Annotated in this window: 21 protein-coding genes and 1 riboswitch; of the genes, 5 read left to right on the top strand and 16 right to left on the bottom strand. The window is 27.3% G+C overall.

Going from position 1 to position 22,983, the window contains the following annotated elements; genetic code table 11:
• Positions 1-163 precede the first annotated feature (163 nt).
• From L6653_RS06395 to L6653_RS06345, 11 genes are all read right to left on the bottom strand, one after another.
• Positions 164-1,015, bottom strand: a complete 852-nt coding sequence (locus L6653_RS06395) for an ROK family protein (RefSeq protein WP_236786031.1) — start codon at positions 1,013-1,015, stop codon at positions 164-166.
• A gap of 1 nt (position 1,016) precedes the next feature.
• Positions 1,017-2,411, bottom strand: coding sequence for a S41 family peptidase (locus tag L6653_RS06390; RefSeq protein ID WP_236786030.1), 1,395 nt, complete (start codon positions 2,409-2,411; stop codon positions 1,017-1,019).
• Entirely contained in the window at positions 2,395-2,742 is a 348-nt protein-coding gene (locus L6653_RS06385; RefSeq protein WP_236786029.1) for a hypothetical protein, read from the bottom strand. The genes L6653_RS06390 and L6653_RS06385 overlap by 17 nt, the downstream gene beginning before the upstream one ends.
• Positions 2,743-2,757: 15 nt before the next feature.
• A complete protein-coding gene (gene tsaD / locus L6653_RS06380; protein ID WP_236786028.1) occupies positions 2,758-3,768 on the bottom strand; it encodes a tRNA (adenosine(37)-N6)-threonylcarbamoyltransferase complex transferase subunit TsaD in 1,011 nt (336 codons plus the stop codon).
• Positions 3,769-4,206, bottom strand: a complete 438-nt coding sequence (gene rimI, locus L6653_RS06375; RefSeq protein WP_236786027.1) for a ribosomal protein S18-alanine N-acetyltransferase — start codon at positions 4,204-4,206, stop codon at positions 3,769-3,771.
• Positions 4,199-4,867 (bottom strand): tRNA (adenosine(37)-N6)-threonylcarbamoyltransferase complex dimerization subunit type 1 TsaB, encoded by a 669-nt coding sequence (gene tsaB, locus L6653_RS06370; protein WP_236786026.1) that lies wholly within the window; start codon positions 4,865-4,867, stop codon positions 4,199-4,201. Before tsaB ends, rimI begins: the two co-directional genes overlap by 8 nt.
• Positions 4,868-4,875: 8 nt before the next feature.
• Positions 4,876-5,301, bottom strand: coding sequence for a tRNA (adenosine(37)-N6)-threonylcarbamoyltransferase complex ATPase subunit type 1 TsaE (gene tsaE / locus L6653_RS06365; RefSeq protein ID WP_236786025.1), 426 nt, complete (start codon positions 5,299-5,301; stop codon positions 4,876-4,878).
• A 494-nt stretch (positions 5,302-5,795) separates the two neighbouring features.
• The gene (locus tag L6653_RS06360) at positions 5,796-6,392 is read right to left on the bottom strand and encodes an ECF transporter S component (protein ID WP_236786024.1); all 597 of its coding nucleotides are present in this window, start codon (positions 6,390-6,392) and stop codon (positions 5,796-5,798) included.
• Between the two features lie 64 nt (positions 6,393-6,456).
• Positions 6,457-6,569: riboswitch (FMN riboswitch) on the bottom strand.
• A 58-nt stretch (positions 6,570-6,627) separates the two neighbouring features.
• Positions 6,628-7,293, bottom strand: a complete 666-nt coding sequence (locus L6653_RS06355) for a winged helix-turn-helix domain-containing protein (protein ID WP_236786023.1) — start codon at positions 7,291-7,293, stop codon at positions 6,628-6,630.
• 150 nt (positions 7,294-7,443) lie between these two features.
• Positions 7,444-8,274 carry a restriction endonuclease subunit S gene (locus L6653_RS06350; protein ID WP_236786022.1) on the bottom strand — a complete coding sequence of 277 codons (831 nt, stop codon included), beginning with the start codon at positions 8,272-8,274 and terminating at the stop codon, positions 7,444-7,446.
• An 88-nt stretch (positions 8,275-8,362) separates the two neighbouring features.
• Complete coding sequence (locus L6653_RS06345) at positions 8,363-9,580, bottom strand: hypothetical protein (protein ID WP_236786021.1); 1,218 nt, start codon at positions 9,578-9,580, stop codon at positions 8,363-8,365.
• A 177-nt stretch (positions 9,581-9,757) separates the two neighbouring features.
• On the opposite strand from L6653_RS06345, the gene L6653_RS06340 reads away from it, so the two are divergent.
• Both L6653_RS06340 and L6653_RS06335 read left to right on the top strand, forming a co-directional pair.
• Complete coding sequence (locus tag L6653_RS06340) at positions 9,758-11,761, top strand: hypothetical protein (RefSeq protein WP_236786020.1); 2,004 nt, start codon at positions 9,758-9,760, stop codon at positions 11,759-11,761.
• A gap of 354 nt (positions 11,762-12,115) precedes the next feature.
• Positions 12,116-14,080, top strand: coding sequence for a hypothetical protein (locus L6653_RS06335; RefSeq protein ID WP_236786019.1), 1,965 nt, complete (start codon positions 12,116-12,118; stop codon positions 14,078-14,080).
• 47 nt (positions 14,081-14,127) lie between these two features.
• On the opposite strand, the gene L6653_RS06330 is transcribed toward L6653_RS06335, so the two are convergent.
• Both L6653_RS06330 and pepF read right to left on the bottom strand, forming a co-directional pair.
• Positions 14,128-14,805, bottom strand: coding sequence for a CPBP family intramembrane glutamic endopeptidase (locus L6653_RS06330; protein WP_236786018.1), 678 nt, complete (start codon positions 14,803-14,805; stop codon positions 14,128-14,130).
• Between the two features lie 436 nt (positions 14,806-15,241).
• A complete protein-coding gene (pepF, locus tag L6653_RS06325) occupies positions 15,242-17,041 on the bottom strand; it encodes an oligoendopeptidase F (RefSeq protein WP_236786017.1) in 1,800 nt (599 codons plus the stop codon).
• Between the two features lie 68 nt (positions 17,042-17,109).
• On the opposite strand from pepF, the gene L6653_RS06320 reads away from it, so the two are divergent.
• A complete protein-coding gene (locus tag L6653_RS06320) occupies positions 17,110-18,348 on the top strand; it encodes an aminopeptidase (RefSeq protein ID WP_236786016.1) in 1,239 nt (412 codons plus the stop codon).
• Positions 18,349-19,255: 907 nt separating this feature from the next.
• On the opposite strand, the gene L6653_RS06315 is transcribed toward L6653_RS06320, so the two are convergent.
• On the bottom strand, positions 19,256-19,579 hold the full coding sequence (locus L6653_RS06315; protein ID WP_236786015.1) for a hypothetical protein: 324 nt from the start codon (positions 19,577-19,579) through the stop codon (positions 19,256-19,258).
• A 139-nt stretch (positions 19,580-19,718) separates the two neighbouring features.
• On the opposite strand from L6653_RS06315, the gene L6653_RS06310 reads away from it, so the two are divergent.
• On the top strand, positions 19,719-20,204 hold the full coding sequence (locus L6653_RS06310) for a type III toxin-antitoxin system ToxN/AbiQ family toxin (protein ID WP_256444850.1): 486 nt from the start codon (positions 19,719-19,721) through the stop codon (positions 20,202-20,204).
• A 385-nt stretch (positions 20,205-20,589) separates the two neighbouring features.
• Here L6653_RS06310 and L6653_RS06305 read toward each other — a convergent pair whose 3' ends face one another.
• On the bottom strand, positions 20,590-21,243 hold the full coding sequence (locus L6653_RS06305; protein WP_236786014.1) for a hypothetical protein: 654 nt from the start codon (positions 21,241-21,243) through the stop codon (positions 20,590-20,592).
• 280 nt (positions 21,244-21,523) lie between these two features.
• On the opposite strand from L6653_RS06305, the gene L6653_RS06300 reads away from it, so the two are divergent.
• A complete protein-coding gene (locus L6653_RS06300; RefSeq protein ID WP_236786013.1) occupies positions 21,524-21,685 on the top strand; it encodes a hypothetical protein in 162 nt (53 codons plus the stop codon).
• 78 nt (positions 21,686-21,763) lie between these two features.
• Here L6653_RS06300 and L6653_RS06295 read toward each other — a convergent pair whose 3' ends face one another.
• Positions 21,764-22,105, bottom strand: coding sequence for a hypothetical protein (locus L6653_RS06295; RefSeq protein ID WP_236786012.1), 342 nt, complete (start codon positions 22,103-22,105; stop codon positions 21,764-21,766).
• Between the last annotated feature and the right edge of the window lie 878 nt (positions 22,106-22,983).

The following is a 22,983-nucleotide window of genomic DNA, read 5'->3' as shown; positions in this document are numbered from 1 at the left end:
TCGAAAAAGCAAGGTAAAACGATTTTTTTTATAAAACTTAAAACATTTATTTCTAAAGTGTTCTTCTTTAATTTTTTAAAGATAAATTAAAAACGACCTATCTTATTTTTAAAATTAAAAATTAAATAGATCGTTTATTTTAATATATAATTTTTGTTCTTTCCTACAAAGATTTTGCCAACAAGTATCCTCCCACTAGGGCTGAATCGTTTTTTAGTTTTGGTTTTACTATATATTTTTCGCTTGGGGTGATTTCTAGATAAGCTCCTTTTATTTTGTCAAATTCTTCTCTTATCATTTCGATAAAGCCTTCTTTATTTATTAGGCCTCCACCTATAATTACAATTTCTGGTCTTAATACCAAGGTGTAAGTGTAAATTCCTTGGGCTATATAATTTGCTGAGATTCTAAAAGCTTTTTCATTTATGTCGGCTTCTTTTGGATTTTTGCCTAGTCTTTTGTGAATGCTTGGTCCACAAGCAAGGCCTTCTAGGCAATCTTCGTGATAAGTACAAATTGATTTGAAATCATCATCTTTGAATCTTTTTATATTTATGTGGCCCATTTCTGGATGGGAAAATCCATTTAATAGTTTTCCGTTTTGGATGTAGGCTCCTCCAATTCCTGTTCCTATTGTAAGATATAGGCTTGAATTTAAATTTTCTCCTGCTCCCTTGTTTGCTTCTCCTATTAATGAAAGCCCAACGTCGGTTACAATTTTAATATTTTGACAAACTTGTTTTTTCAAATTTCCTAATAAATCATAGTTTACCCAGAGTTTTTTTGGTGTGTTTTGGATAAAGCCGTAAGTTTTTGAATTTTCATTTAAATCTATCGGACCAAAGGCTCCAACTCCAAGAGATTTAACTGGATTTTTCTTATAAAATTCCCCGATTTTTTCCAAATTTTCTTGAGGTTTGCCTGTATCTATCCAACAATCGTCTATTACTTTTCCATTTTCATCGAAGCTTGCACATTTTATTTTTGTTCCACCAAATTCTATTGATCCGTACATCTTATCCTCCAATTTTTTCTAATTTTTTAATTGTATCTACCGATTCATTGAAACTTTCTGTATATATATCAGGGCTTGTTTTTTCTTCTTCATTTATCAAACCGTCTTGGCTATAACCAAGGGTGTTTGTGTAGGTGAAAACAAGACCTGAATTTGGGCAAACATCGTTTATTAGTCCAAGGGTTACTCCATCTCCTCCAGTTTTTTGCCCTAGTAATTTTGCAATTTTTGAATTTTTACAAAAATTTGCCATTCCTTCTGCTGCTGAATATACTCCCTCATCAACTAACAAATATAAATTCCCCTCGAATTTATTATCTTTAATTGGGGCGATTTCTATTTTATCCTTGCTATAATATGAAAAATCTTTTAAATCTTCTTTGTGCTCAAGTTCCATTTTCCCTAAGTCCACATTTGAAATATTTTCACAAGAAATTCCTTCACTTTTTAGTAAAAGCCTTGTCCTCATTCCATCTTTAAAAAACATGTGATTATTTACAAAAACCTTTTTTTCTATAAGTCTTGGTAGCAAATATTCTTGCCAATATTCTATATTTCCTCCAGAATTTCCTCTTATATCGATTACAAGAGCCTTTAGATTTTCATTTTCTTCTAAAAATTTGTCCAATTTTTCCATATCATCGTCCAGCTCATATTCTGCAAGCATTTCATTTATTTTTACAAGTCCTAGCTCATTATCGAGCAATTTCACTTCTAAATTTTCACCAGAATTTTCTGTATCCCTTGCTTTTTTCAATGATTTCTTCTTTTTTAAATCTTTTGATTGAAGCCCCTTTACACCGTACCTATCTCTGACACTTTCCTTGTTCATGGTCAAAAATTCGTAATACATGGAGGGATCTTTCCAAAAATGTGAATAATAATCTAAGGTTTCTTCTACATAGGGCTTTTGTGCAATTGTTGCATGGTCATTGTGCAAATCGCCAATGATTTTTTCCATAGTTCTTGTAAATTCCTCGTCATTTTTGCAAAATTTTACTTCACTTAAGTATTTTGAATAATTAGAAAGAAAATCGATACCATATTTTCTTTTTAAAACCCCAAAAAAAGGATAATTATCTCGAATTTCATTGAAAAGATAATTGAAATCTTCAACCATTTCTTCTTGACTTAAATTTTCCTTTTCTTTTTTATCTTCAAAAATCAATTCACAAGGTCCATCGAGTTCATTGTACCAAGTCATATAATCTTCAATGGACTTAAATTCATCTATTTTGTCTGGATTTATCTTTACAGTCTTTTTTTCTTTTTTATTTTTTTCTGAAATTAAAATATCTCTTCTTTGCTCAAGATAGTTTATTCTTCTTTGGGCACAAGATGAAAATAGAATAATTATCGCCAAAACAAGAAAGCTTAATTTACTTTTTTTCTTCATCCAGCCCTCCATTTATAACCCAATCTCTTTTTTTAATCTCATATAAAAAAGGAAGAGTTCCTAGGGGATTTATCAAAGAAAAAGCCAAAATCAAAATAAGTTTTATACTTAAGCCCTTTTTTTCGTTTCTAATTATTGATCCCGCAGACTTGTTGTTGGTTTTTATCAAGTATATCCCTCTTAAAAATAAAAATATTCCCCCACCAAGCTCAAAACCTTCTTTATAATAAAGACCAAAGGCAAAAACACAAATTGCTGACAAAAAGTAAAGAAAGTAAGTTATTTTATTTTTTGTATTGTATGTTTTTAATTTTGTTTTTTCTCTATTCATAGCCTTATTGTCAAATTAAAGTCCTAAATTCGGATAAACTTTTAAAAAATTATCAGACCTTGCTCCATCCTTGTAATTTAAATATCCCGCCATAGCAATCATGGCTGCATTGTCTGTGCATAAAATTATATCTGGATAGTAAAATTTGACTCCTCTTTTTTCACATTCTTCTTTTAATCTTTCTTTTAATCTTGAATTTGCTGCAACTCCACCGGAAACCGCCAAGGTTTTTAAACCGGTCTCATCAATTAATCTCATAGATTTTTCTACCAAAACATCAACAACAGCTTCTTGGAAGCTTGCTGCCAAGTCAGCCTTATTTATTTCTATATTTTTTTGATTTTGGTGATTCATGTAATTTAAAACCGAAGTTTTAAGTCCTGAAAATGAAAAATCGTAAGAATTTTTTTCAAGCATAATTCTTGGAAAATTAATCGCATCCTTTCTTCCTTCTTTTGCAAGTTTATCAATTTTTGGTCCGCCTGGATAGCCAAGACCAATTGATCTTGCAATTTTATCATAAGATTCTCCAGCCGCATCATCTCTTGTTGTTCCAATAATTTCATAATCGGTATAGCCATTAACTTTTACAAGATAAGTATGGCCTCCACTTACAACCAAAGAAATAAATGGTGGTTCTAGGTCTTTATTTGACAAATAATTTGCACAAATATGTCCTTGCATGTGATTTGTTCCAATCATTGGAATATTTGCTGACAAAGAAAGAGCCTTTGCCGCAGAAATTCCTACCAAAAGTGAACCGATAAGGCCAGGACCCTTGGTAACAGAAATCAAATCAATATCCTCGTAAGATAAATTTGTATCCAAAAGTGCCTTTTCAATCAAAGGATTAATCGCTTCAAGGTGTTTTCTTGAGGCAATTTCTGGCACAACCCCTCCAAAAATTTTATGTATATCAATTTGTGATGATATTAAATTTATCAAAACTTCCCTGTCGTTTTTCAAAATAGCAACTGAAGAATCGTCACAGGAAGTTTCAATTCCCATTGTATAAAAATCTTTCATCTAATCCAATTCCTTTAACATTATATAAGCATCTTCGTGAACTCTGGCATAATAATTTTCCCTAAGTCTAATTTTTTCAAAACCAAATTTTTGGTAAAGATTAATAGCTGGAATGTTTTTTGTTGAAACTTCAAGCCAAATTTTGGAAACTTTTAAATTTCTTGCTAAATTAATCATATGTTCAAGCATAAATGATCCAATATTTTGACCACGATAAAATTCATCAACTGCAATAGTATAAATTTCAATCTCATCCAAAATTTTTGAAATTATATAAAATCCAACAGCTTCCCCGTTTTTTTCATATACAAAAAAATCTTTATGCTTATTTTTTTCAATATCATTTATGAGGTCTTTTTTGGGCATAGGCCTAAAAAATGACCTAGATTCGATTTTATAAACCTTGTCCGTATCCCCTACAGTCATAGTTCTAATCATTTTTCTTTTCTCTATCCCTTTCCGCTTGCGATTTTCTCAAATAATTTGGCACAAGCTTGTAAAGATCAAAATCTTCATCCTTTTTCAAAAGAGCAAGCTTGCATAAATTTTTCCCAATACAAGAAGTATAAGAAAAATCCAAAATTCTTGCCCTATCAAATTTATCCCTATATTTTTCACCAACTTCTGAAACTAAATCAAAATCTACATTTTTTTCATTGCAAAGTTTTGAAAAATCATCAATATTGTATAAGTCCTCTTTTACAATTTCATTCATATTTTCATCATACATAACCCCATAAACTCTTTTTCCCCTCGCATCAAGCATAGCAGCTTTTGCTGAATTTGAAGAAGAATTTAGGGCAAGAGCCTTCAAAGTTGAAACTGGAATTAATTTTTTATTTCCAACTTGGGCAAAAGTCTTTGCAATAGTCATTCCAATTCTTAAACCCGTAAAAGATCCAGGTCCTTGGCTTATGGCAAAAATATCTATATCAGAAAGCTTAAGTCCCAAAAGATTTAATAAAGTTTCAATCATTGGAACAAGCGATTCAGAATGAGTTTTTTCTTGATTTACATTAAAATCCCCAATGACTTTTTCATCCTCAACAACAGTTACAGTAGAAATCATTGTGGAAGTATCAATTCCTAAAACCCTCATAAAATCTCCTAATCTAAAAATTTCACGCTAATTTCCCTAGCGTTTTCATCAATTTTTTCTATATTAACTTCAATCATATCATCTGGAAGATAATCCTCTGCCTTATCTGCCCATTCCAAAAATGTAATGGCGTCTTCAGGATAAAAATAATTTTCATAATCAATATCCAAAATTTCATCAGAATCTTCAAACCTATAAAGATCAAGATGATAAATCGGAAAATCTTCTCCGTTCTTTTTACCATCATAAATATTTACAAGGGCAAAAGTCGGAGATGAAGTATTAGAAATACCAAAATATTTACAAACAAAAGAAACAAAAGTAGTCTTCCCACTACCCATCTCTCCAATTAAATTTATAACTTGACCTTTTTTCAATTTTTTAGAAAAATCAAAAGCAAAATCTTCCATTTCTTTCAAAGAATTAATTCTCATAAAAACTCCTTATCATCTATTATACTACAAAAGTTAATTTTAAGGTTTTTTGTAAGATATATTATAATCTAAAATAAAAAAATTCCAATGATTATTAAAGAAAAAATAAATCCTATTAAAACCTATCCATAGCCTTTCGAGAGAGATTTCTTGGTTTAAATTCAGATAAATATAAATTTAATCTATTTGCAAAAATAATAATAGAGATCTCTCCACTCCTCGTAGTCGGTCGAGATGGGTTATGGCTCGATTTATTTAAAGACTAAAGTTCTATTTTAAAGTTAAAAATTTATTTAAAATAAAAATTCTCAAATATTTGAAATATTAAAAATCCTTTAGAATTAAAGTGCATACAATTAAAACCCATCTCGAGCGCAGTCGAGAGATCTCTTTTATTTAATTTATCCTAGATTTTTTAACATTCATAAAAAAAGAACTCTTGCAAAATAGATAAACATCCATTTTTACAAGAGTCCTATTAAAATCAGAAATATTTATTTTCTATCGTGTAAAATTCCTGAAACGTGTTTGTACAATAATTTTGTCACCAAAATCTCAATAAATCCTTTGATTAAATTAAATGGAACTATAGCAAAAATCATCATGGTAAAATATGATTTTACTAAGGCGTTTGTTTTGTTTGCCATTGCTACAAAAGCGCCCATATCAACTCCCATTGCTTTTCCGTAAAGTGGGAAAATCACAAAGGCATTTGATATGGTTGCTGCAAGTGACATAACCAAAACTCCACAAATCATAGCTATTGTTGCATTTTTTTTGGTTTTATTTCTTTTATATATACTTGCAGAAACAAAAACAAAAAGTCCTCCGACAACAAAATTTGAAATTTCTCCAACTCCATAAGTGCTAGTCTTGCTTAAATTTAAAATATTTTTAATAAGTTGAATCAAAATTCCATAAACTGGTCCCATTGAAAATCCACCAATAAGGGCTGGCACATCTGCAAGGTCAACTTTCATAAAAGGTGGTGCAACTGGAATTGGAAATTGAAAAAACATGAGAATAAAACTCATGGCTGCAAGAATTCCAACTTTTACTAAATTTCTTAATTTTCTTTGATCGTTACTCATAAATCCTCCTAAAATTTGGCATAAAAAAATGCCCTTTCAGGGCTTAAATAATTTCTCATAAAAAGAATATCTTCTCTCATCCAGACTATAACTGTCGGTATGGGAATTTCACCCATTCAGTAAAAACTCGCGGACTTTACCGCCGGTTAGGAATCAAACCTCACCCTGAAGATATTTATATATTATCACAAAATTTTTCCATGCACAAGAAAAGCCAGCTTTCGCCGGCCAAAATTTATTTTTTCACATCACAAGATTCCAAAACCCAAGTGTAGCCTTGGCCTCTTACTGTTTTTATTGGTTCAAGTTTAACTTTTTTAAATTCTTTACGGATTTTTCTAACATGTTCTCTAACTGATCTATCTGTTGTTTCTATTCCCATTTTTGCCATTTCTTTTACAATAATTTCTTTAGAAACTGGCTTATTGAGATTTTTAATAAGAATTGTACAAAGGCTAATCTCAGATTTTGTAAGATCTAGAATATCGTTTCCAATTCTAAAAATCCCATTATCAACTTCGATTGAGCAAAAACCAAAAGAAATAATTTTGGAATTATTAATCTCATCGACCTTTTTTAGGGTGTATTTTACAAATTCGTCTCTCGAATATGAATGAATTACAAAATCCTTGTCGTCAATTTTTGCCTCATAAGGACTTTTTTTGTACCTATCGGTAAGATATATTACCGGAATATTTGTAGTTTGTTTTATGTACTGGATTAGCTCGATACACCTAGTATGAGTCATATCCACTAGAATTAAATCAAATTCCGATAAATCGTCCTCGAGGATTATGTCTTCAAAATTTTCATATTTTTTGACAACAACTTCATTTTCATCGAATTTAGAGTTGAGCAAGTTAGAAATTCCATTTTTATATTCCATAGATGCTATTTTCATAACTTCTCCTAACTTTAAAATATTATCACTTTAAGTCGTGACAAACTCACTCAATTTTATTATATAGAAAATTTCACCCAATGGCAAGATGAAAATTCAAAATTTTTTGAAATTTATTTTACGTTTTAAAATCTTTTCAATTTTATTTTTTTACTCAAAAATTTCTTCATTTGTTTTCGAAATATCCTCTATTTTTTTGTAAGAATTCTTTAAAATATTTATGTTTTTTAAAAATTCACATCTTATTTTTCCCATCTTTTCACTATCATAAATTGTTATTTCCATATTTTTTAACATCTTTATCGATAAATTTTTTGTGTCTTTTTGGTTTTTAATAATAATCTTTTGTGCTTTTTTTGATTGAAGATATGACCAAATATAGGCTGGGTCTATTTTATTTTTATCTATTTTTATTATAAACAAATTATCATTTGCTAAATATTGTTTATCATCTTCAATTAAGGCTATTTTATAAGGCGGTGATTTTGAAATTACTAGGTCATCTTTTTTGACAAGGGTGAGGTTTGCTTTTACAAAACTAAGCTTTGCTTGAGATTTATCTAAAAATCCTCTTGAAATATTTGAATTTGTTATATAAGAAATACCTTCTTTTGAATATTTTGCTCCTGAGTTTAAAAGTTCAGCCATTGAGTAGCCCCTTCTTATTAGGGTAATAAATTCTTCAAATTTATAAAATTTTTCAGTTTTTAATAGGTTTAATTGTAAAAATTTAAGATCATATATAAAGTTTTGTGGCAATTTCTTTTCTACAAATAATTTGAAATCTTTGTCATAAAATTTATATATTATTTCATTAGATTTTTTTCCTAACTTTAAAAAAACTTCTTTATTGTTACAATTTATAATTTCATATATATTATATTTTTTTGCTAATTTTCTAAAGGTTCCTTTATTTTTTTCATTTATAAATTCTTGATAAGAAACAAATAAAATTGATGTATTAAACTTGTTGTTTGACAAGATTTTTTCTACTCTACTTATATTTTCTTTGCAAATTCTCGAAATAAATTTATCAAATTTTAAATCTTTAATGCTTGCTAAACTGTTATTAAGTACTCTTACCCCCCCCCGAAAATTTTAGGGATTTTTCAAATAAATTCAAAAAAATAAATGAATCTATTCTTTTTCTATCTCCAGCTAAAAAAGATGCTTTCCTAACATTTTCTAGCTTTAATAAATCAATTAATAAATCTAAATCATTATCAACATTTATTAGCTGACTTCCTTTTGGAGAAAAGATTTTTTCGTAAAAATATAAATTCCTCTTATTTATCCTACATTTATCTTTTGTTAATAAATTGGGTAAATTTTTTATAATCTCTCTTATAATATCTCTTGAAAAAGATGATTTTATTTTATTTATTAAAGTTTTGTGTTTTATTTCAACATTTTTTATATAGGTAAAACTTTCTTTAGAAAGATTGTAGGATAAGTCCAAACTTGAATATAAAATAGTCATTGCAAATGCTTTATTATCTATTTTAATTAAATTTTCAATTATTTTATAATTTTTTTCTAAATAATTTATCATGAATTTTGGATAAGATTTTTGGTCAATGTTTTTTAAGAATATACTTATTAAATTAAATTGGGCGTTATTTAAAGGAGCGCCATAGGATGTAGGTTTATCTACAATTTCTCCCTTAAAAATATGAGGAAATTCTTTTTCATTTACAAGATTATTAAAAGCGTAAGAGAAAACATCGAAAACACTGGACATAAGTATAAATTTTGGTCTTTCAATTTCTAATAGATATATCTCCCTATCCAAAGCCTTTAATTGGTTTTTTAAATATTTGTCTAAATCTTCTTTTTTTAGAGATTTTAATATTTTTTTTGTTTCATAAGCTGATTTTGTTACGAAGCCATTGTAATATTGACATCCTATTGATGATTTTAGAAAATCTGTAATATATGATCCTTCAAGCCTTGTAGAGGTAAAAGTCCTATTTAATTTTGAAATTGCTGGATCAGAAAAAGCAAAAATTCCTTTTTCTAAATTATGAAAAACCCACCAAGGCTTTAAATTTGTTTTATCAAAAATATCCTTATAAACATCTCCCGTGAAATTTTTATAAATATTATAAAAATCTCCGTTATCAGTTATTAGATTTAAAGCTATATAAATGAATTCAGAATTTAAATACTTATCCCTAAACTTTTCATCTTCTATAGAATCTGGCAATGCATTTTTTATAAAAGAATCATCCCAAATCATAAATGAAGATAAATGAGAAAATTCTTTTTTTAATAATTCATATTTCATAAAATCACCTATTAAATATTTATATAATATAATTATACAATATCTTTTTATTTTATTACAGTAAATTATTACTCTAATATTTTTATAAAATTTTTGGGGAGTTAAGTTACTCGGAAATTTATATTTGTAAATGATATATTCTTTGTAAGAATATGAACAGATTATGGAGGAAAATTTATGAAAAATTCTAAAAAAATTATGATAGGTTCTGCATTAATTTTAGCCTTATCAGTTAGTACTATTACTAATATTTCCTACGCTGATGAAGCCATAGATGTAGAAAAAAAATCAGAACAAGTTACAAAAGAAAATCAACTAGATGAAGATAAGCTAATTGATGAAAACGAAAAAAAAGAAAATGAAAATATTGAAGAAATTTCTGAAGAAAATAAAATTAATGATGAAATTTTAAATGATGAAAAAAATAATCCAAGTGATGAAGCTAATGATCAAATTTTAAGTGCTGAAGAAAATAATCCAAGTGATGAAGCTAATCTTGAAACTGATGATAATGCAGATCTTAAAGAAAATTCTAGCTTAGTAAAAATGTCTAAAAAATCAGATGAAAGTAGCGAACAATACAGCCGTGTTGATGAAAATTCTTACAAAGATATAAATGAAGATGGTAATATAAATTTTAACAAGGAAGAATATGACAAAGCTAAGGAATATGAAAAAAGCGATGAATATCAAAGATCTGAACCTTATTCTAAAGTACAAAATATCAAGAGTATTGAAGAAAATAAAAGAATAGAAAAATTTGATGAAAATTTAAATATTGGCTTTGCAAATGGTACTATTACAAAAAATTCAGCTTCTGTGCTAAGAGATTTTGTGAAATTTAATTATAAAAATGATAAAGCTTATTTTGATGATTTAAATAATAGAAGATTTAATATCTCTTTTGATACAAAAAACTTCGACCCTAGTAAGGCAGGAGAATATAAAATAAAGGTAAGCGTTCTATCTTATACTTATAGGCATTCTGGATTTGATATAAGATTAGGTCATTTGGTTGAAAATTTTATAAGAGTGAAAGTTGTTGATGATGGAAATGACAGAGTTTTCTATGATACTTTTGATAAGACTTTTAAAGCTGCAGAGGATGCTCTAAAAAAAGAAAATAGACTAAACGAATTTACTGTAAGAAAATCTCCTGAAAATTCTAAATATTTTTATACTTTATCTTATGATAGTTCAAAAGATGATCCGGAATATACTCCTGGTGAAGATAGTAAAGAAGAAATAGATAGTTGGTATAAAGATTATAATGAAACACGTGATTTTTTAGAAAATGTTGAAAAAAATGGTTTTCAAGATTTAAATAAATATGATGAAAATTCTCAAGCCTTGATTAGACATTTCCTTGACTCCAAATTTTCATCAAAATATGGTTTCTTAACAAGAGATGAATTTGAAAAATCAATTCCTTACCAATTAGTAGGACCTAATGTTAATTTCTATAAAAATTTCTATTACTCTATTGCTAATAAGGTTAAACTACTTGCTCAATATGATTTTAAAAACAAAAAAGCAAATAAAAAAGTAAAATTAAATGATCGTAATTTCATTACAATTTATAACGCAGATCTTGAAAAGGGTAATAAACTTCCTATAATAAAAGATTTAGTGGATTTTAAGGATTTAAAAGATAATTTACATGTAAACTACAATTGGGACCCAGAAACTATTGACACAAATAAATTAGGCAAACAAACTTTAAAGGTTAAATTTACTTATTTAATACCAGGTGTAGGAGAAAAAGAATTTACTGATAATATAATAATAAATATAGTTGATAGTAAAAATAGTTCAGAAAATACAAACACAAGCTCACAAGAAAATAATACTGACACAAAAGAAAAACCAACTGAAAATGATGAAAAACCAACTGAAAATGAGAATAAAGACTCTAAAGACGACAAAAAATCCAGTGATTTTGGAACAAAAACAACTGATGATAAAAAACAACATTTTGAGTTGAGCAAAAAAGATGATGATAAAGTTAAAACTGCCAATGTTCAAAAAAATAATAATAAAAATATTATTAATAAAGAAAATAAACCTAGTAGACAAGCTAAATCAAATAATGTAGAAACTGGCATTGCAAGCCTTTCTAGTGTTCTAAGTCTACTTGCTACAAGTTTTCTTGGTTTTATTTTATCTAAGAAAAATAAGTAATTTCAATAGCTATTCCCTAGCATTTTTGCTGGGGAATATTTTTTTTTATAAATTTTATTAATTTATTTTGATAAATTATTTTCATAGAAAAATACCAGAAATATTTATTGTATTATGTTATAATATTATGTATAAAATGTGGATTTTTCTACTAATTTTTTAAGTAAAGGAGGATGTTTTATTTTTAGATTTTTGTAAATATTTTATAATCCTTTATCATGGAATAATTTTGGAAATTTATTTTGATTTATTTCTGATAGTATGTTCTTTTGAGAAATTTTGTAAAATTTTGTTGGAATGTTTCTCTTAATAAGCTTTGCTTATTGCAAAAAAATTTAATATAAGGAGTTTTGTATGATTTTAAAATACAGACAAGTGAAAATTAGTCAATTAGTTATAAAAATTCTACTAATTTTATCATCTTTTATTTTCATTTATAATGCTTATAAACTTTCTACTATAAACGAATATGATTCTTTTTCAATTATTTTTCAATTTTTGAAAAGTTCTCTTACCGGCATGAAAATATCTTATATTTTTATAATTATATTCTTATTAGTAAATGTTTTATTGACAGCTACATCTTATGTCCTATTTAAGGAGAATATTTTAGATGATATTATAAACATTATTTCTATGATTGTTTATTTGGTTTATGTAATATTTTTAATAGAATTTATTAAACTTACTTCAACCTTGTTGTCGCTTTTAAAAAGCCCTTCACAAGCAAATCCTGAATCTTTATATAATGCCATGTATGAATATAATTTTAATAACTTTGAAAATTCTGCTAAAATAGCTGGAAATTTTCTAATATTTGGCATTTTACTTACAATCGTTTCTATGATTTTACTTATTGTATCAATAACAAATAATAAGCAATTACATTTTTTATCTAAACTTACTAAGAAAAATGTAGTAAATCCAGTTAATATCTCAAACAAAAATGATTCTGATATTAATAGGAATTTGGATAAAAATTTAAGTGATAATGAACCTTATAAAAAAACGAATTATAATAAAAATCCAAAATCTTTTGAAGATAGTAAAAATTCTTTTGACAGGAATAATGATCAAGGAAATGAAGATTTTGGAGAAACTAAAATCCTAAACAGAGATGAAATAATAAAACAATCTTATGAAAGAAAAGAAAATAAGAATAACCCATCAAATTCTGTAGAAATCAAACGTAGTGCTTATGATTTTTCTTCTGGCTTAAAAAAGAATTCTTTTGAAGATAAAAATGAAGAAAATGTAGAAAAATCTCTTAAAGACGAAAACTTTTTAAAAAATGAGCCTTTAGAGGAAAATAAAAAATCTAATAATTATGATGAAAACGAAAAATCTAAAGACTTTGAAAATTCTCAAATGAATAATTCAAATACAAATTATCAAGAAAGTGACTTTAGAAAAGAAAATCCTAAGCAAGAAAATAAAAAAGAACAAATAAATGTTTCCAAAAAAGGACAAAAGAAATTTTTATTTATTAGCCTTGGAGTTTTGAGTCTAATTATTCTATTTTTTGTAGGAAAACTTGTTTACTTTGGTCTACAACCAGATGCAGAGTTTAACACATCAGGTGTTGATATTGAATTTATAATCGATGGATACAGTGGATATGCCAAAGCTTATGCAAAGACAACTGATGCCCCTATTTTGAGTCAATATAAAAATAAATTCTTAAAAGAAGATATAGAAGAAGCTTATGATCAAAAAATAACTTTAGACAAAGAAAAAAATATAAAAAACGGTGACGAAATAACTGCTACTGTTGAATACAAGTCTCTTCCACCATACAAGATTGCCTTCAGTGATGATAAAATCGAAAAGAAATTTAAGGTTAAGGGCTTGGATAAATTTATAAATTCTTATAAAGATATAAAAGAAGATAATGTTGAAAAATTTGAGGTAGATATTCAAAAACAAATATCTGACCAATACCTATCAGATGGAAGCTATTTTTCAACAAAAACTAAAAATCTCGATATAAAACTTTTGGGAATTTATGAAAAGAAAGTCCCAAAAGATGTTATAGCCGGTATAGGAGCTGATGATGAATATGTTAATGACTCCTTCCAACTTGCTTATGTTTACAAGATAAATTATGATGAAGTTACCAAAGAATATGACGATGATGACAATGAAATCGAAAAATTAAAACCTAAAGAAACAGTTGTGGTTTATGGAGTAAATGACATAAGAGAGAAAAATGGTGCTATAAACTATCAAATAAATTCTCTATATTCAGATCTTGATGAAGCAGATGCATTAAACAAGATAAAATATGACGGATTTAATGAGGTAAAAACTGAAGAATAATAAAAAATTATCCCAGCTTATGCTTGGGATAATTTTTTATTCTAAATCTATATAGCAAAATATAATAATAAGCTTGACAATAAATTCCAAAAAATATGGACAAGAGCGGATAATTTCAAATTATTTGTAAAAAATCTCACCAACACAAGAACAAAACCAATTGAAAAATACACCAAAAAGCTATAAATATCAGTCGGCATGTGGGCAAGAGAAAACAAAATATTTGCCATTATAAGGGCAAGAAAATCCTTTATGTCTTGGTCACGTCTTTTGAAAATATTTCTAAAAACACCTGGAAGATATTCCCTAAAAGTGTATTCCTCAACAAGAGGTCCAAGAAGGACAATATGGGCGATCAAAGCTGGAGAAAAATTCATCCTAAGCATTGATTCGATAGTTTCTTGATTTTCTGGATTTGTAATATTTTCTCCAAAAGCAAATTCTATAAGAAAAGATAAAAGATAAATTCCAAGAAGAGCAAGAATAACCACCCTCAAATTTTCAAAAAATCCCCCATAAAATTTAAATCTCCTATAAAAAATAAGAAAAAACAAAAAAGCAACAAGGACATAAGCCGCCGTCATAATATACAAAACTGACTTGTCCACACCCATAATTAAAATGCTATAACTTGCAGGCACAGGGCCAAGAATAATTAAAATCAGCAAAATTAAAAACTTAAAAAATCCATATTTGCCATTAAATCGTTTAGATAAATATTTCATAAAATTCCTTTCTTTTTCGATATATGAATATTTTTACCCAAAAATCTAGGAAAATTTTGAAATATATGCTATATTTTTAGATTTAAAATTTTATGAGATCTCTCGACTCATTGCATACGATAAATCGGGATAAACAACCGAAATCAACGGTTGTTTATCCGCTCGAGATGGGTTATGGTCTTTGCTTTTTAATTGCTAAAGTTAAATTTTTGTTTTTCTCTACACTTATTTTCCTTTGAAATTTTCCAGGATTTTTTTAAAAAAATTCGAAGTTTTTAAGTAAAGCCAATAATAAACCCATCTCGAACTACAGTCGAGAGATCTCTTTTATTAAATTTATCTAATAATTTAATAAATTCATAAGATCCTACTTAGACTTAGATGGGTAAATTTTTATATTATCTGCTAAAGTTTAATTTTTAATTTTAATTTCCTCTTATTCATACAAACCAAGCTTCTCACAAAGCTCATCTATTTGGTCAACTATTTGTCCAATAAATTCTATGGTTTCTTCTAAAGCTTTTGTATTTGTCATATCTACTCCAGCTTTTTTGGAAAGATCCATTGGGCTTAGGGTTGAGCCTAGGTTTAAAACTTCTCTCCAATTTTTGATGTCTTCTTCGTTTCCGTTTATTATTTTATCGGAAACTTTTGTTCCTATTGTTAGTCCTGCTGAATAGGTGTATGGATAAAGTCCCATGTAATAATGTGGTTGGCGCATCCATGTTAGGTCAGCTCCTTCTACAAGTTTTACATCCTCTCCCCAGAATTCTTTCAATTTTTTATTAAAAATTTCTTTGAAATCTTCTGCTGTAAAGCTTTCTCCCTTGTCAATTCTTTGGTAAACTTCTCTTTGGAAAGCTGCCTCTAGAAAATGAGTTACGAAATTGTGGTAGTAGGTTTTTGAAATCATTGTATCCAAAACCCACAATTTTTCCCTATCATCCTTGGCATTTTTTAATAAATATCTTTCCATGGTGATTTCATTTGCTGTTGATGGACTTTCTACAAAATACATTGAAACAACTGTGTTTATTGCATCTTGATTTTTGTTTGTATTTTCAAAATGTCCTGCGTGACCCAATTCGTGAGCAAGGGTCATAACTTGGCTCATGTCCTTGTTGTAGGTTGTCATTATATAGGAATGAGATCCATAAGGTGTATCACAAAATGCTCCGGTTCTTTTTCCTTCGTTTTGTGCATAGTCAATCCATCTTTCGCTGAAGGATTTTTTGAGCATTTCTACATAATCGTCTCCCAAAACTTTAAGCCCATCAACTATATAATCTCTAGCCTCTTCAATTTCAATTTCTTTTGAAAAACCAGAATCAATTGAAAGTTTTAAATCTGCATAGGTCATCTCGTCAAGTTTGTAAACTTTTTTCAAAATATTTGCATATTTTCTCATGTGTTGTGGAAGTTTTTTCATTATTGTATCAATATGATTGTCATAAATTTCTCTTGGAATATCTTGGTAGGACAAAAGCATATCAATTACTGAATCGAATCCTCTTAGATTTGCAAGGATTTTTTCATTATTTATGTGAGTATTATAAATCGCCCCGTTTCCTGATTCATAGCGAGAAAGTGCCTTGTGATAATTTTTAAAAGCTTCTCTTCTAATTTTTGTGTTTTTATCACTTTCATAATATTCTTCAAAAGTATTGTGATTTAATGGAATATTTTTCCCATCAATTTCTATATCATCAACTTTTATATCCCCATAACGCAAAGAAGCGTATTCTCCGTAAGGTGCATCAAAAGTTGGAGATAATTTTGAAATAACTTCCTCAGCATCATCTCCCAAAATATGGTCTTTTTTGTCCAAGGCTCTTTTTAGAAAATAATCATAATCTTTGTGGTTTTCTCTCACTTCATTTATGATTTTTTCATCAATTTTTGTCAAAAGTCCATCAAAAAAAGTTAAATTTGCAGAGATTTCGCTCGCCTTTGCCCCAAAATTTGCATATCTTTTTTGTGGATGTGGATCGTTGGCATCAACTTCTGTAGAAATTCCTGCAAATGATCCCAACCTGTGCATGGCCCCATAAATTTCAGACAAATCTTTTAAAGCCTTATATAATTTTTCAGAAGAATCTATTTCTTTGTAAGTTTTTTTGAAATTTTCACTTGCCTTGATTGTTTTATCAAGTTCTTCATAAAATTTCTCATCATTTTCAAATAAATCTTCCAATTTCCATGTTTCTTTTATATCAACTTCATTTCTTTTTAGCATTTTTCCCTCCATTTCTAAATTTTATTATACCACTGGAATATAGTATAATGAAAAAAACGGAGGGAAATATGACAGTAAACAAAAATAAATTAGAAAATTATGCCAAACTTGCAGTAGAATTTGGTGTGAATGTACAAAAAAATGAAGACGTATTAATTAATTCTTCCTTGGAAGATCCTACTCTTGCAAGACTTATTGCAAAATATGCCTACGAAAAAGGCGCAAGACTTGTAAGTATCAATTGGAAAGATGAAGAGCTAACAAAATTAAAATATACCTACGAAGACCAAGAAACATTGAATGAAGTTCCTGATTATATTATAGAAAAAAATATTTATCAACTTGAAAAACACAGATCAAACAGAATTTCAATAATTGGCGATGATCCGGATTTATTAAAAGATTTGGACCAAAAAAAGATAGCCGAGGCTGTTAGAGAAAATTCTTTGAAATTAAAAGATTTTGTAAAATATACAATGAACGATATGGTTTCATGGCTTGTGGTTGCCTATCCAACCAAAAAATGGGCAAAGAAAATTTTCCCAGACCTTGATGGAGAAAAAGCAATCGATAAATTATGGGAAGTTATTTTTGATGTAAGTCGTGTTGATGAAGATTGGGAAAAAACCAAGAAAAATTGGAATGACCATATAAACTTATTAAATGAAAAGGCAGAATTTTTAAATTCTCATCAATTCGATGAAGTTCATTACAAGTCAAAAAACGGAACAGATTTGAGAGTAAAATTGCCAAAAAATCACATTTGGATGTCAGCTTCATCAAAAAATGAAAAAGGCGATTTGTTTTTGCCAAATATTCCAACAGAAGAAGTTTTCACCTCACCTCAATTTGACGGAGTTGACGGAAGGCTTGTTGCTGTAAAACCCCTTGTTTATAATGGAGTTATAATAAATAATTTTGAATTTACATTTGAAAATGGAAAAGTTGTAGATTTTAAGGCAGAAGAAGGCTACAATACATTAAAAGAAATGTTAGAATCAGACGAAAATGCAAAATATTTAGGAGAAATCGCCCTAGTTCCATACGAATCTCCAATTTCAAAATCAAATATCCTATTTTTTAACACCCTATTTGACGAAAACGCATCCTGCCACTTCGCCCTTGGAAAAGCCTACCCAACAACTATAAAAGGCGGAACAGAAGTTGAAGACAAAGATCTTCACAAAATCGGCCTAAATGATTCCCTAATCCACGAAGATTTTATGGTAGGAGCAAAAGATTTAAATATAAAAGCCTACAAAGACGGAAAAGAATACGACATATTCAAAGACGGCAACTGGGCTTAGTAAATAGCTTAAAAACGTGCCTGTGTGCACGTTTTTTATATTTACTCCGTGGAATATAACAATGTATTATTTTCGATAAATATTTCGTTTTGTTATTTTTTTACATATTAAATGAGTTTTAACGTGTAAATAGCTTAAAAACGTGCTTGTATGCACGTTTTTATATTTACTCCGTGGAATATAACAATGTATTATTTTCGATAAATATTTCGTTTTGTTATTTTTTTACATATTAAATGAGTTTTAACGTGTAAATAGCTTAAAAACGTGCTTGTATGCACGTTTTTATATTTACTCCGTGAAGTAATATTTCTAGACAAATACTTCTATAAATGATTTATTGCAAACTTATGAATTAATTAATTTGGATTTAATAATAATATTTAAAATTAAAATAAATACTTTAGTCATTTTTCTAATATAATATTAACACATCTCGAGCAAAGCCTGGAGATCTCATTTGTTAAATATAGCTAGAATTAAAGTATGAACGGAAAAAATAAATAAAACTAAAGAAAATAGTAAATTATTATATAAAAATAAACAGAGATCTCTCGATTCGATTTGCTCACTCGAGATGGGTTTAACTTTAGTTAAGCACATTTGGAGAAAGTAAAAATAAAGATTCTATTAACATACATAGGTATATTCTAAATAAAATCTCATACAAAAATGGAGGAAATCATGGCTGATTATTATATCTACATATTAGCAAACAAGAGCAACTCTACAATTTATATAGGTTATACTTAAATTTTCCATCTGGGAGTATTCATTTGTACATTTTTCAATTTCGTCCATAGCTTTAGCTTGTGAAATCATTGGATTTGAAAATTAGAATATAAACCCTATTAATAATATACTAGAGACTATTTTAAGTAACTTGTCTTTCAATTTTGATAAAGAATTATTCATCTTGACCTCCAATTAATTTATTAATAATATTGTACGCTTCGATATGGTTTAAATTTTTTGAATTATTAAGATACTTTATTGCTTCCAATTTTTTACCATCATCAACGAGTTTTATTACTTTTGCAATATCTTCATCTGATAAATGTAATTTTTTTAAGATTTTATAATCGACATTGCCACCAATTTCTGATATTAATTTACTTAAATTATCTACTTTTTTTGACAATATATTATATTTGTCTCTTAAATAAACACCTTGTGCAATAAATATAATTATTAATATAGCATCAGCTATTGCTCTAATTTTATTATCCATATCCCTCCTTATTTATTATTTACTTAACACCTTTCAATAAAAATATACCCGAAATTATATGTTATTAAAACTTAATTTAATTAGATTTAATACATTATTAAAATAATAGTTATGTTTTATATATATCTTAATAGGCTAAATAAGGTATAATTCATCTAAACATCCTAAGCCTTTCTTAGGTATTTTAATTTTTATCAATGATATTAAATACTTAATACCTTTATCTTCTGCAAAGCCAAAGCATGCAAGATTAAATTTTAAGAATACTGGAATAGGACATTTATTAATTAGAGAAAAAATAAATATTTCAGATAATTGTGACTCTGATTGGATTGTAAAAGAAATTCCTGGTGATGAAGAGAAAAATTATCATATACTTTCAATTTTAGAAATAAAAAAAATGATTCCATTAAAAGATGGATTCTATGAAAAAATGGATTTTGAAAGAATAGAAGATGATGAATATGTAGATTTATTAAAAAAAGAGTATTTGTTTTGTAGATCTAAAAAGGATTTAATTATAGATAAGTATGAGAAATTATATAATAATCAGATAAATCAAAATAGCTTCGTCAGATTTTCTTGTGATTTCAAAAAATTAGAAGAAGCTTCTTTTCAATTTTAATATTTCTATTTAAAACTAGATTTACGATATGTTGATTTTTACCTTATAATAGTTAGTATCTAAAAAAACATTTTGTAACATTAATAACTAGGGATAGATTAATTTCAGCTATATCTTAAAAAGACGGGGTATGAGTACAACCCGCCTTTTTTTATAATATGTTAACTTTTATTTTTCAAAAATTACACAATTAATATATTTTATATTATATTTAAATTCATCATTAAAAATATATTTACAATACTAAAAATAAGAGCTATAATTGTAAATACTTTCTTAAAATTATAGTTTTTTATTTCCTTTCCATTTTTTTTGTCTTTTATTATTAAAAATCCTCTAATAGTAGCTATTATAAGACCTATTTCAATTATAATCAATAACATAATTACAATTTCCTAATCTTAGTTTGCTTAATAGAATTTAAACTATCTATTGGAAATTCAGCAGAAGCTGTCATTCTAACTCCACCCCTACTAGAACCTACATCAATCCACTTTTTAATATCATTATATCCTTCTTTAACTCTAGATCCTAAAACTTTTGCACCAATAGCTCCTCCTGCTATAGCTCCTGCAGGTCCTCCTTCAATAGAACCAATTATTACACCTGAAGCTAAAAGCCCCATATCAGAACTACTTAGGTAATCTCTTGCACTTATTAATGCTTGAGGTGAGGATCCATATATATTTAACCCTTCTTTTACTACTTTTTCGGTATACGAATTATTTTGAGCTGACCTAAAACTAACTTTAGGTGTAAACGTTCTTTCTGCTCCATCATATTTAACTAGAAGATTTTGAAAATCTTTTTGTGATAACTCTCCTTTCTCCTTTTTTATTGTTTTTATTTCATTTTGTAATTTTTTACTTTTTTCATTTTCAACTATATTATATTGTTCCTTATAAGTATCATCAGTTTGCGTATATTCTTTTTGAAGATCATAATTATTAGAATCATCTACTTTAGAATTACTAACTCCAAAGATTTGTAATAAACTCATACTTATTGATGCAATAATTAATAAATTTTTTAATTTCATTTTTCCTCCTAAAGATTAATATTTATCTATCGACGTTAAATTAGTTACCCGATAATTATATATATAAACGTTATATTCTTATACACTTATATGTACATAAATAAATTACATATTATAACATATATGACTAAATAGTGTATACTCTATTTAGTCAAATTATTGTAAGGATAAATAAACCATAAATACTAAGATTTTTTTGTTAGCTGTTTAGATAGAATTGTTTTGGGAATTATTAAGATAGAAGCAACTTTAATTTATTTGAATTTTGAAAAGAGGTTATATGAAGAAAAAAATTAATATAGTTATTGTGTCTTTAATATTAATATATATAATATTTGAATTAACTGTTGATAATTCATATCTTTATGCTAAATATTTTTATATAACTTTTGCAATTATGATATTTATTTCCATAATTTTAAAAATTAAAAATAATGATTAAATTATTTTTAATTTTTAAATACCAGAGTTAATTTAAACTCTGGTATTTATATATTAATTGTTATTTTATTTATTAATTTTATCCTACAAAATTTGTTCTATGAATTGTTTTAATTAGATTAGTTCTTTTATTATCAGTATAATACTTAACTATACTTTCTTCTCCAATTAAAGTTTCTACGCCATTAGGAGCTGTAGCTATTATATTTCTAGCATTAACAGTAAGAAAAATATCAGCTTTTTGATCTTTAAGAGCTTGGCTTACATCATACAATGCAATTAAACCACTTAGAAATTTTGATTTTACAGCAAAACCAATTCCATTACTAACAACTACTTTTGCAACTCTATCAGCCTTTGTACGACTTACAACCATATGTGTTTCTGACCAATCACTATATTGTATATTTGTGTAACCCAATTTTTTATAATCTTCTATACTATTAGGATTCTTAACACTAAAGAAAGAAGTGACTTCAAATTTTACACCATCCTTATAAATATTAGCTATTAGTAAATTAAGTGATTATTCATAAGAATATATCGATTTTTCTGTCATAACCATATCTGTGTTATTTTCAGTATGTGATCTTTGGGCTATACTTATAATCTTGAAAAAAGATTATATGAACATCTAGACGATAGATACGAGGCATTGTCTAGGAAAAAACAATTAAAAAGATGGAGTATGAAAAAGAAAAATAGATTAATAAATTCAATAAATCCAAAGTGGAGAGATTTATCTTTGGATTGGTACAGGTAATTTGATTTTAATTTAGAAGAAAATTTAAGGAATAGAGAATTATTAGATGAATTTAATAAAGAGATCTCTCGACAAGCTCGAGATGGGTGTTGCTTCGTTTGAATTTATTAGAAAGTGCAAAATGTGATTCATTAAAAATTAATATTTAAATTAAAAAAATAAAAACTTTAGCAACAAAGAAATATAAATTAAATGGAATAATAAAAGAGTAAAACAGATACTTTAATAATTAAAAAAATCCAAAAATAACACATCTCGACATTGTGGAGAGATCTCATGCAAGAAGTGAAGCAAGATAAAAAGTATGCATTTAAAAACGGTCACAGATTTCACAAGGGGATTTTTTAATTATATTCAAAATTTAATAAATTTAATAAAGAGATCTCTCGACTCGCTTTGCTCACTCTAGATGGGGAATTCTTCGATTTTTAGGAACTTAAGAAATTAAAGATTTAAAATTCAAAAATCCATCAGATCTAATAAAAATATCAAAAAAATAAGCTATTACAAAACAATTATTTTGTAATAGCTTTTAT

This window comes from Anaerococcus ihuae (genome assembly GCF_928368155.1).
GTDB lineage: Bacteria > Bacillota > Clostridia > Tissierellales > Peptoniphilaceae > Anaerococcus > Anaerococcus ihuae.
The sequence above is the reverse complement of the archived record's forward strand: the minus strand, read 5'-3'. Positions and strand labels throughout refer to the sequence as shown.

Excerpts from the sequence above, each read along its gene's own strand:
- L6653_RS06385 (WP_236786029.1), bottom strand. The coding sequence starts at position 2,742 with ATGAATAGAGAAAAAACAAAATTAAAAACATACAATACAAAAAATAAA.
- rimI (WP_236786027.1), bottom strand. The coding sequence starts at position 4,206 with ATGATTAGAACTATGACTGTAGGGGATACGGACAAGGTTTATAAAATC.
- pepF (WP_236786017.1), bottom strand. The coding sequence starts at position 17,041 with ATGCTAAAAAGAAATGAAGTTGATATAAAAGAAACATGGAAATTGGAA.
- L6653_RS06390 (WP_236786030.1), bottom strand. The coding sequence starts at position 2,411 with ATGAAGAAAAAAAGTAAATTAAGCTTTCTTGTTTTGGCGATAATTATT.
- L6653_RS06330 (WP_236786018.1), bottom strand. The coding sequence starts at position 14,805 with ATGAAATATTTATCTAAACGATTTAATGGCAAATATGGATTTTTTAAG.
- L6653_RS06320 (WP_236786016.1), top strand. The coding sequence starts at position 17,110 with ATGACAGTAAACAAAAATAAATTAGAAAATTATGCCAAACTTGCAGTA.
- L6653_RS06345 (WP_236786021.1), bottom strand. The coding sequence starts at position 9,580 with ATGAAATATGAATTATTAAAAAAAGAATTTTCTCATTTATCTTCATTT.
- L6653_RS06340 (WP_236786020.1), top strand. The coding sequence starts at position 9,758 with ATGAAAAATTCTAAAAAAATTATGATAGGTTCTGCATTAATTTTAGCC.
- tsaD (WP_236786028.1), bottom strand. The coding sequence starts at position 3,768 with ATGAAAGATTTTTATACAATGGGAATTGAAACTTCCTGTGACGATTCT.
- L6653_RS06335 (WP_236786019.1), top strand. The coding sequence starts at position 12,116 with ATGATTTTAAAATACAGACAAGTGAAAATTAGTCAATTAGTTATAAAA.
- L6653_RS06395 (WP_236786031.1), bottom strand. The coding sequence starts at position 1,015 with ATGTACGGATCAATAGAATTTGGTGGAACAAAAATAAAATGTGCAAGC.
- tsaB (WP_236786026.1), bottom strand. The coding sequence starts at position 4,867 with ATGAGGGTTTTAGGAATTGATACTTCCACAATGATTTCTACTGTAACT.
- tsaE (WP_236786025.1), bottom strand. The coding sequence starts at position 5,301 with ATGAGAATTAATTCTTTGAAAGAAATGGAAGATTTTGCTTTTGATTTT.
- L6653_RS06355 (WP_236786023.1), bottom strand. The coding sequence starts at position 7,293 with ATGAAAATAGCATCTATGGAATATAAAAATGGAATTTCTAACTTGCTC.
- L6653_RS06360 (WP_236786024.1), bottom strand. The coding sequence starts at position 6,392 with ATGAGTAACGATCAAAGAAAATTAAGAAATTTAGTAAAAGTTGGAATT.
- L6653_RS06315 (WP_236786015.1), bottom strand. The coding sequence starts at position 19,579 with ATGGATAATAAAATTAGAGCAATAGCTGATGCTATATTAATAATTATA.
- L6653_RS06305 (WP_236786014.1), bottom strand. The coding sequence starts at position 21,243 with ATGAAATTAAAAAATTTATTAATTATTGCATCAATAAGTATGAGTTTA.
- L6653_RS06300 (WP_236786013.1), top strand. The coding sequence starts at position 21,524 with ATGAAGAAAAAAATTAATATAGTTATTGTGTCTTTAATATTAATATAT.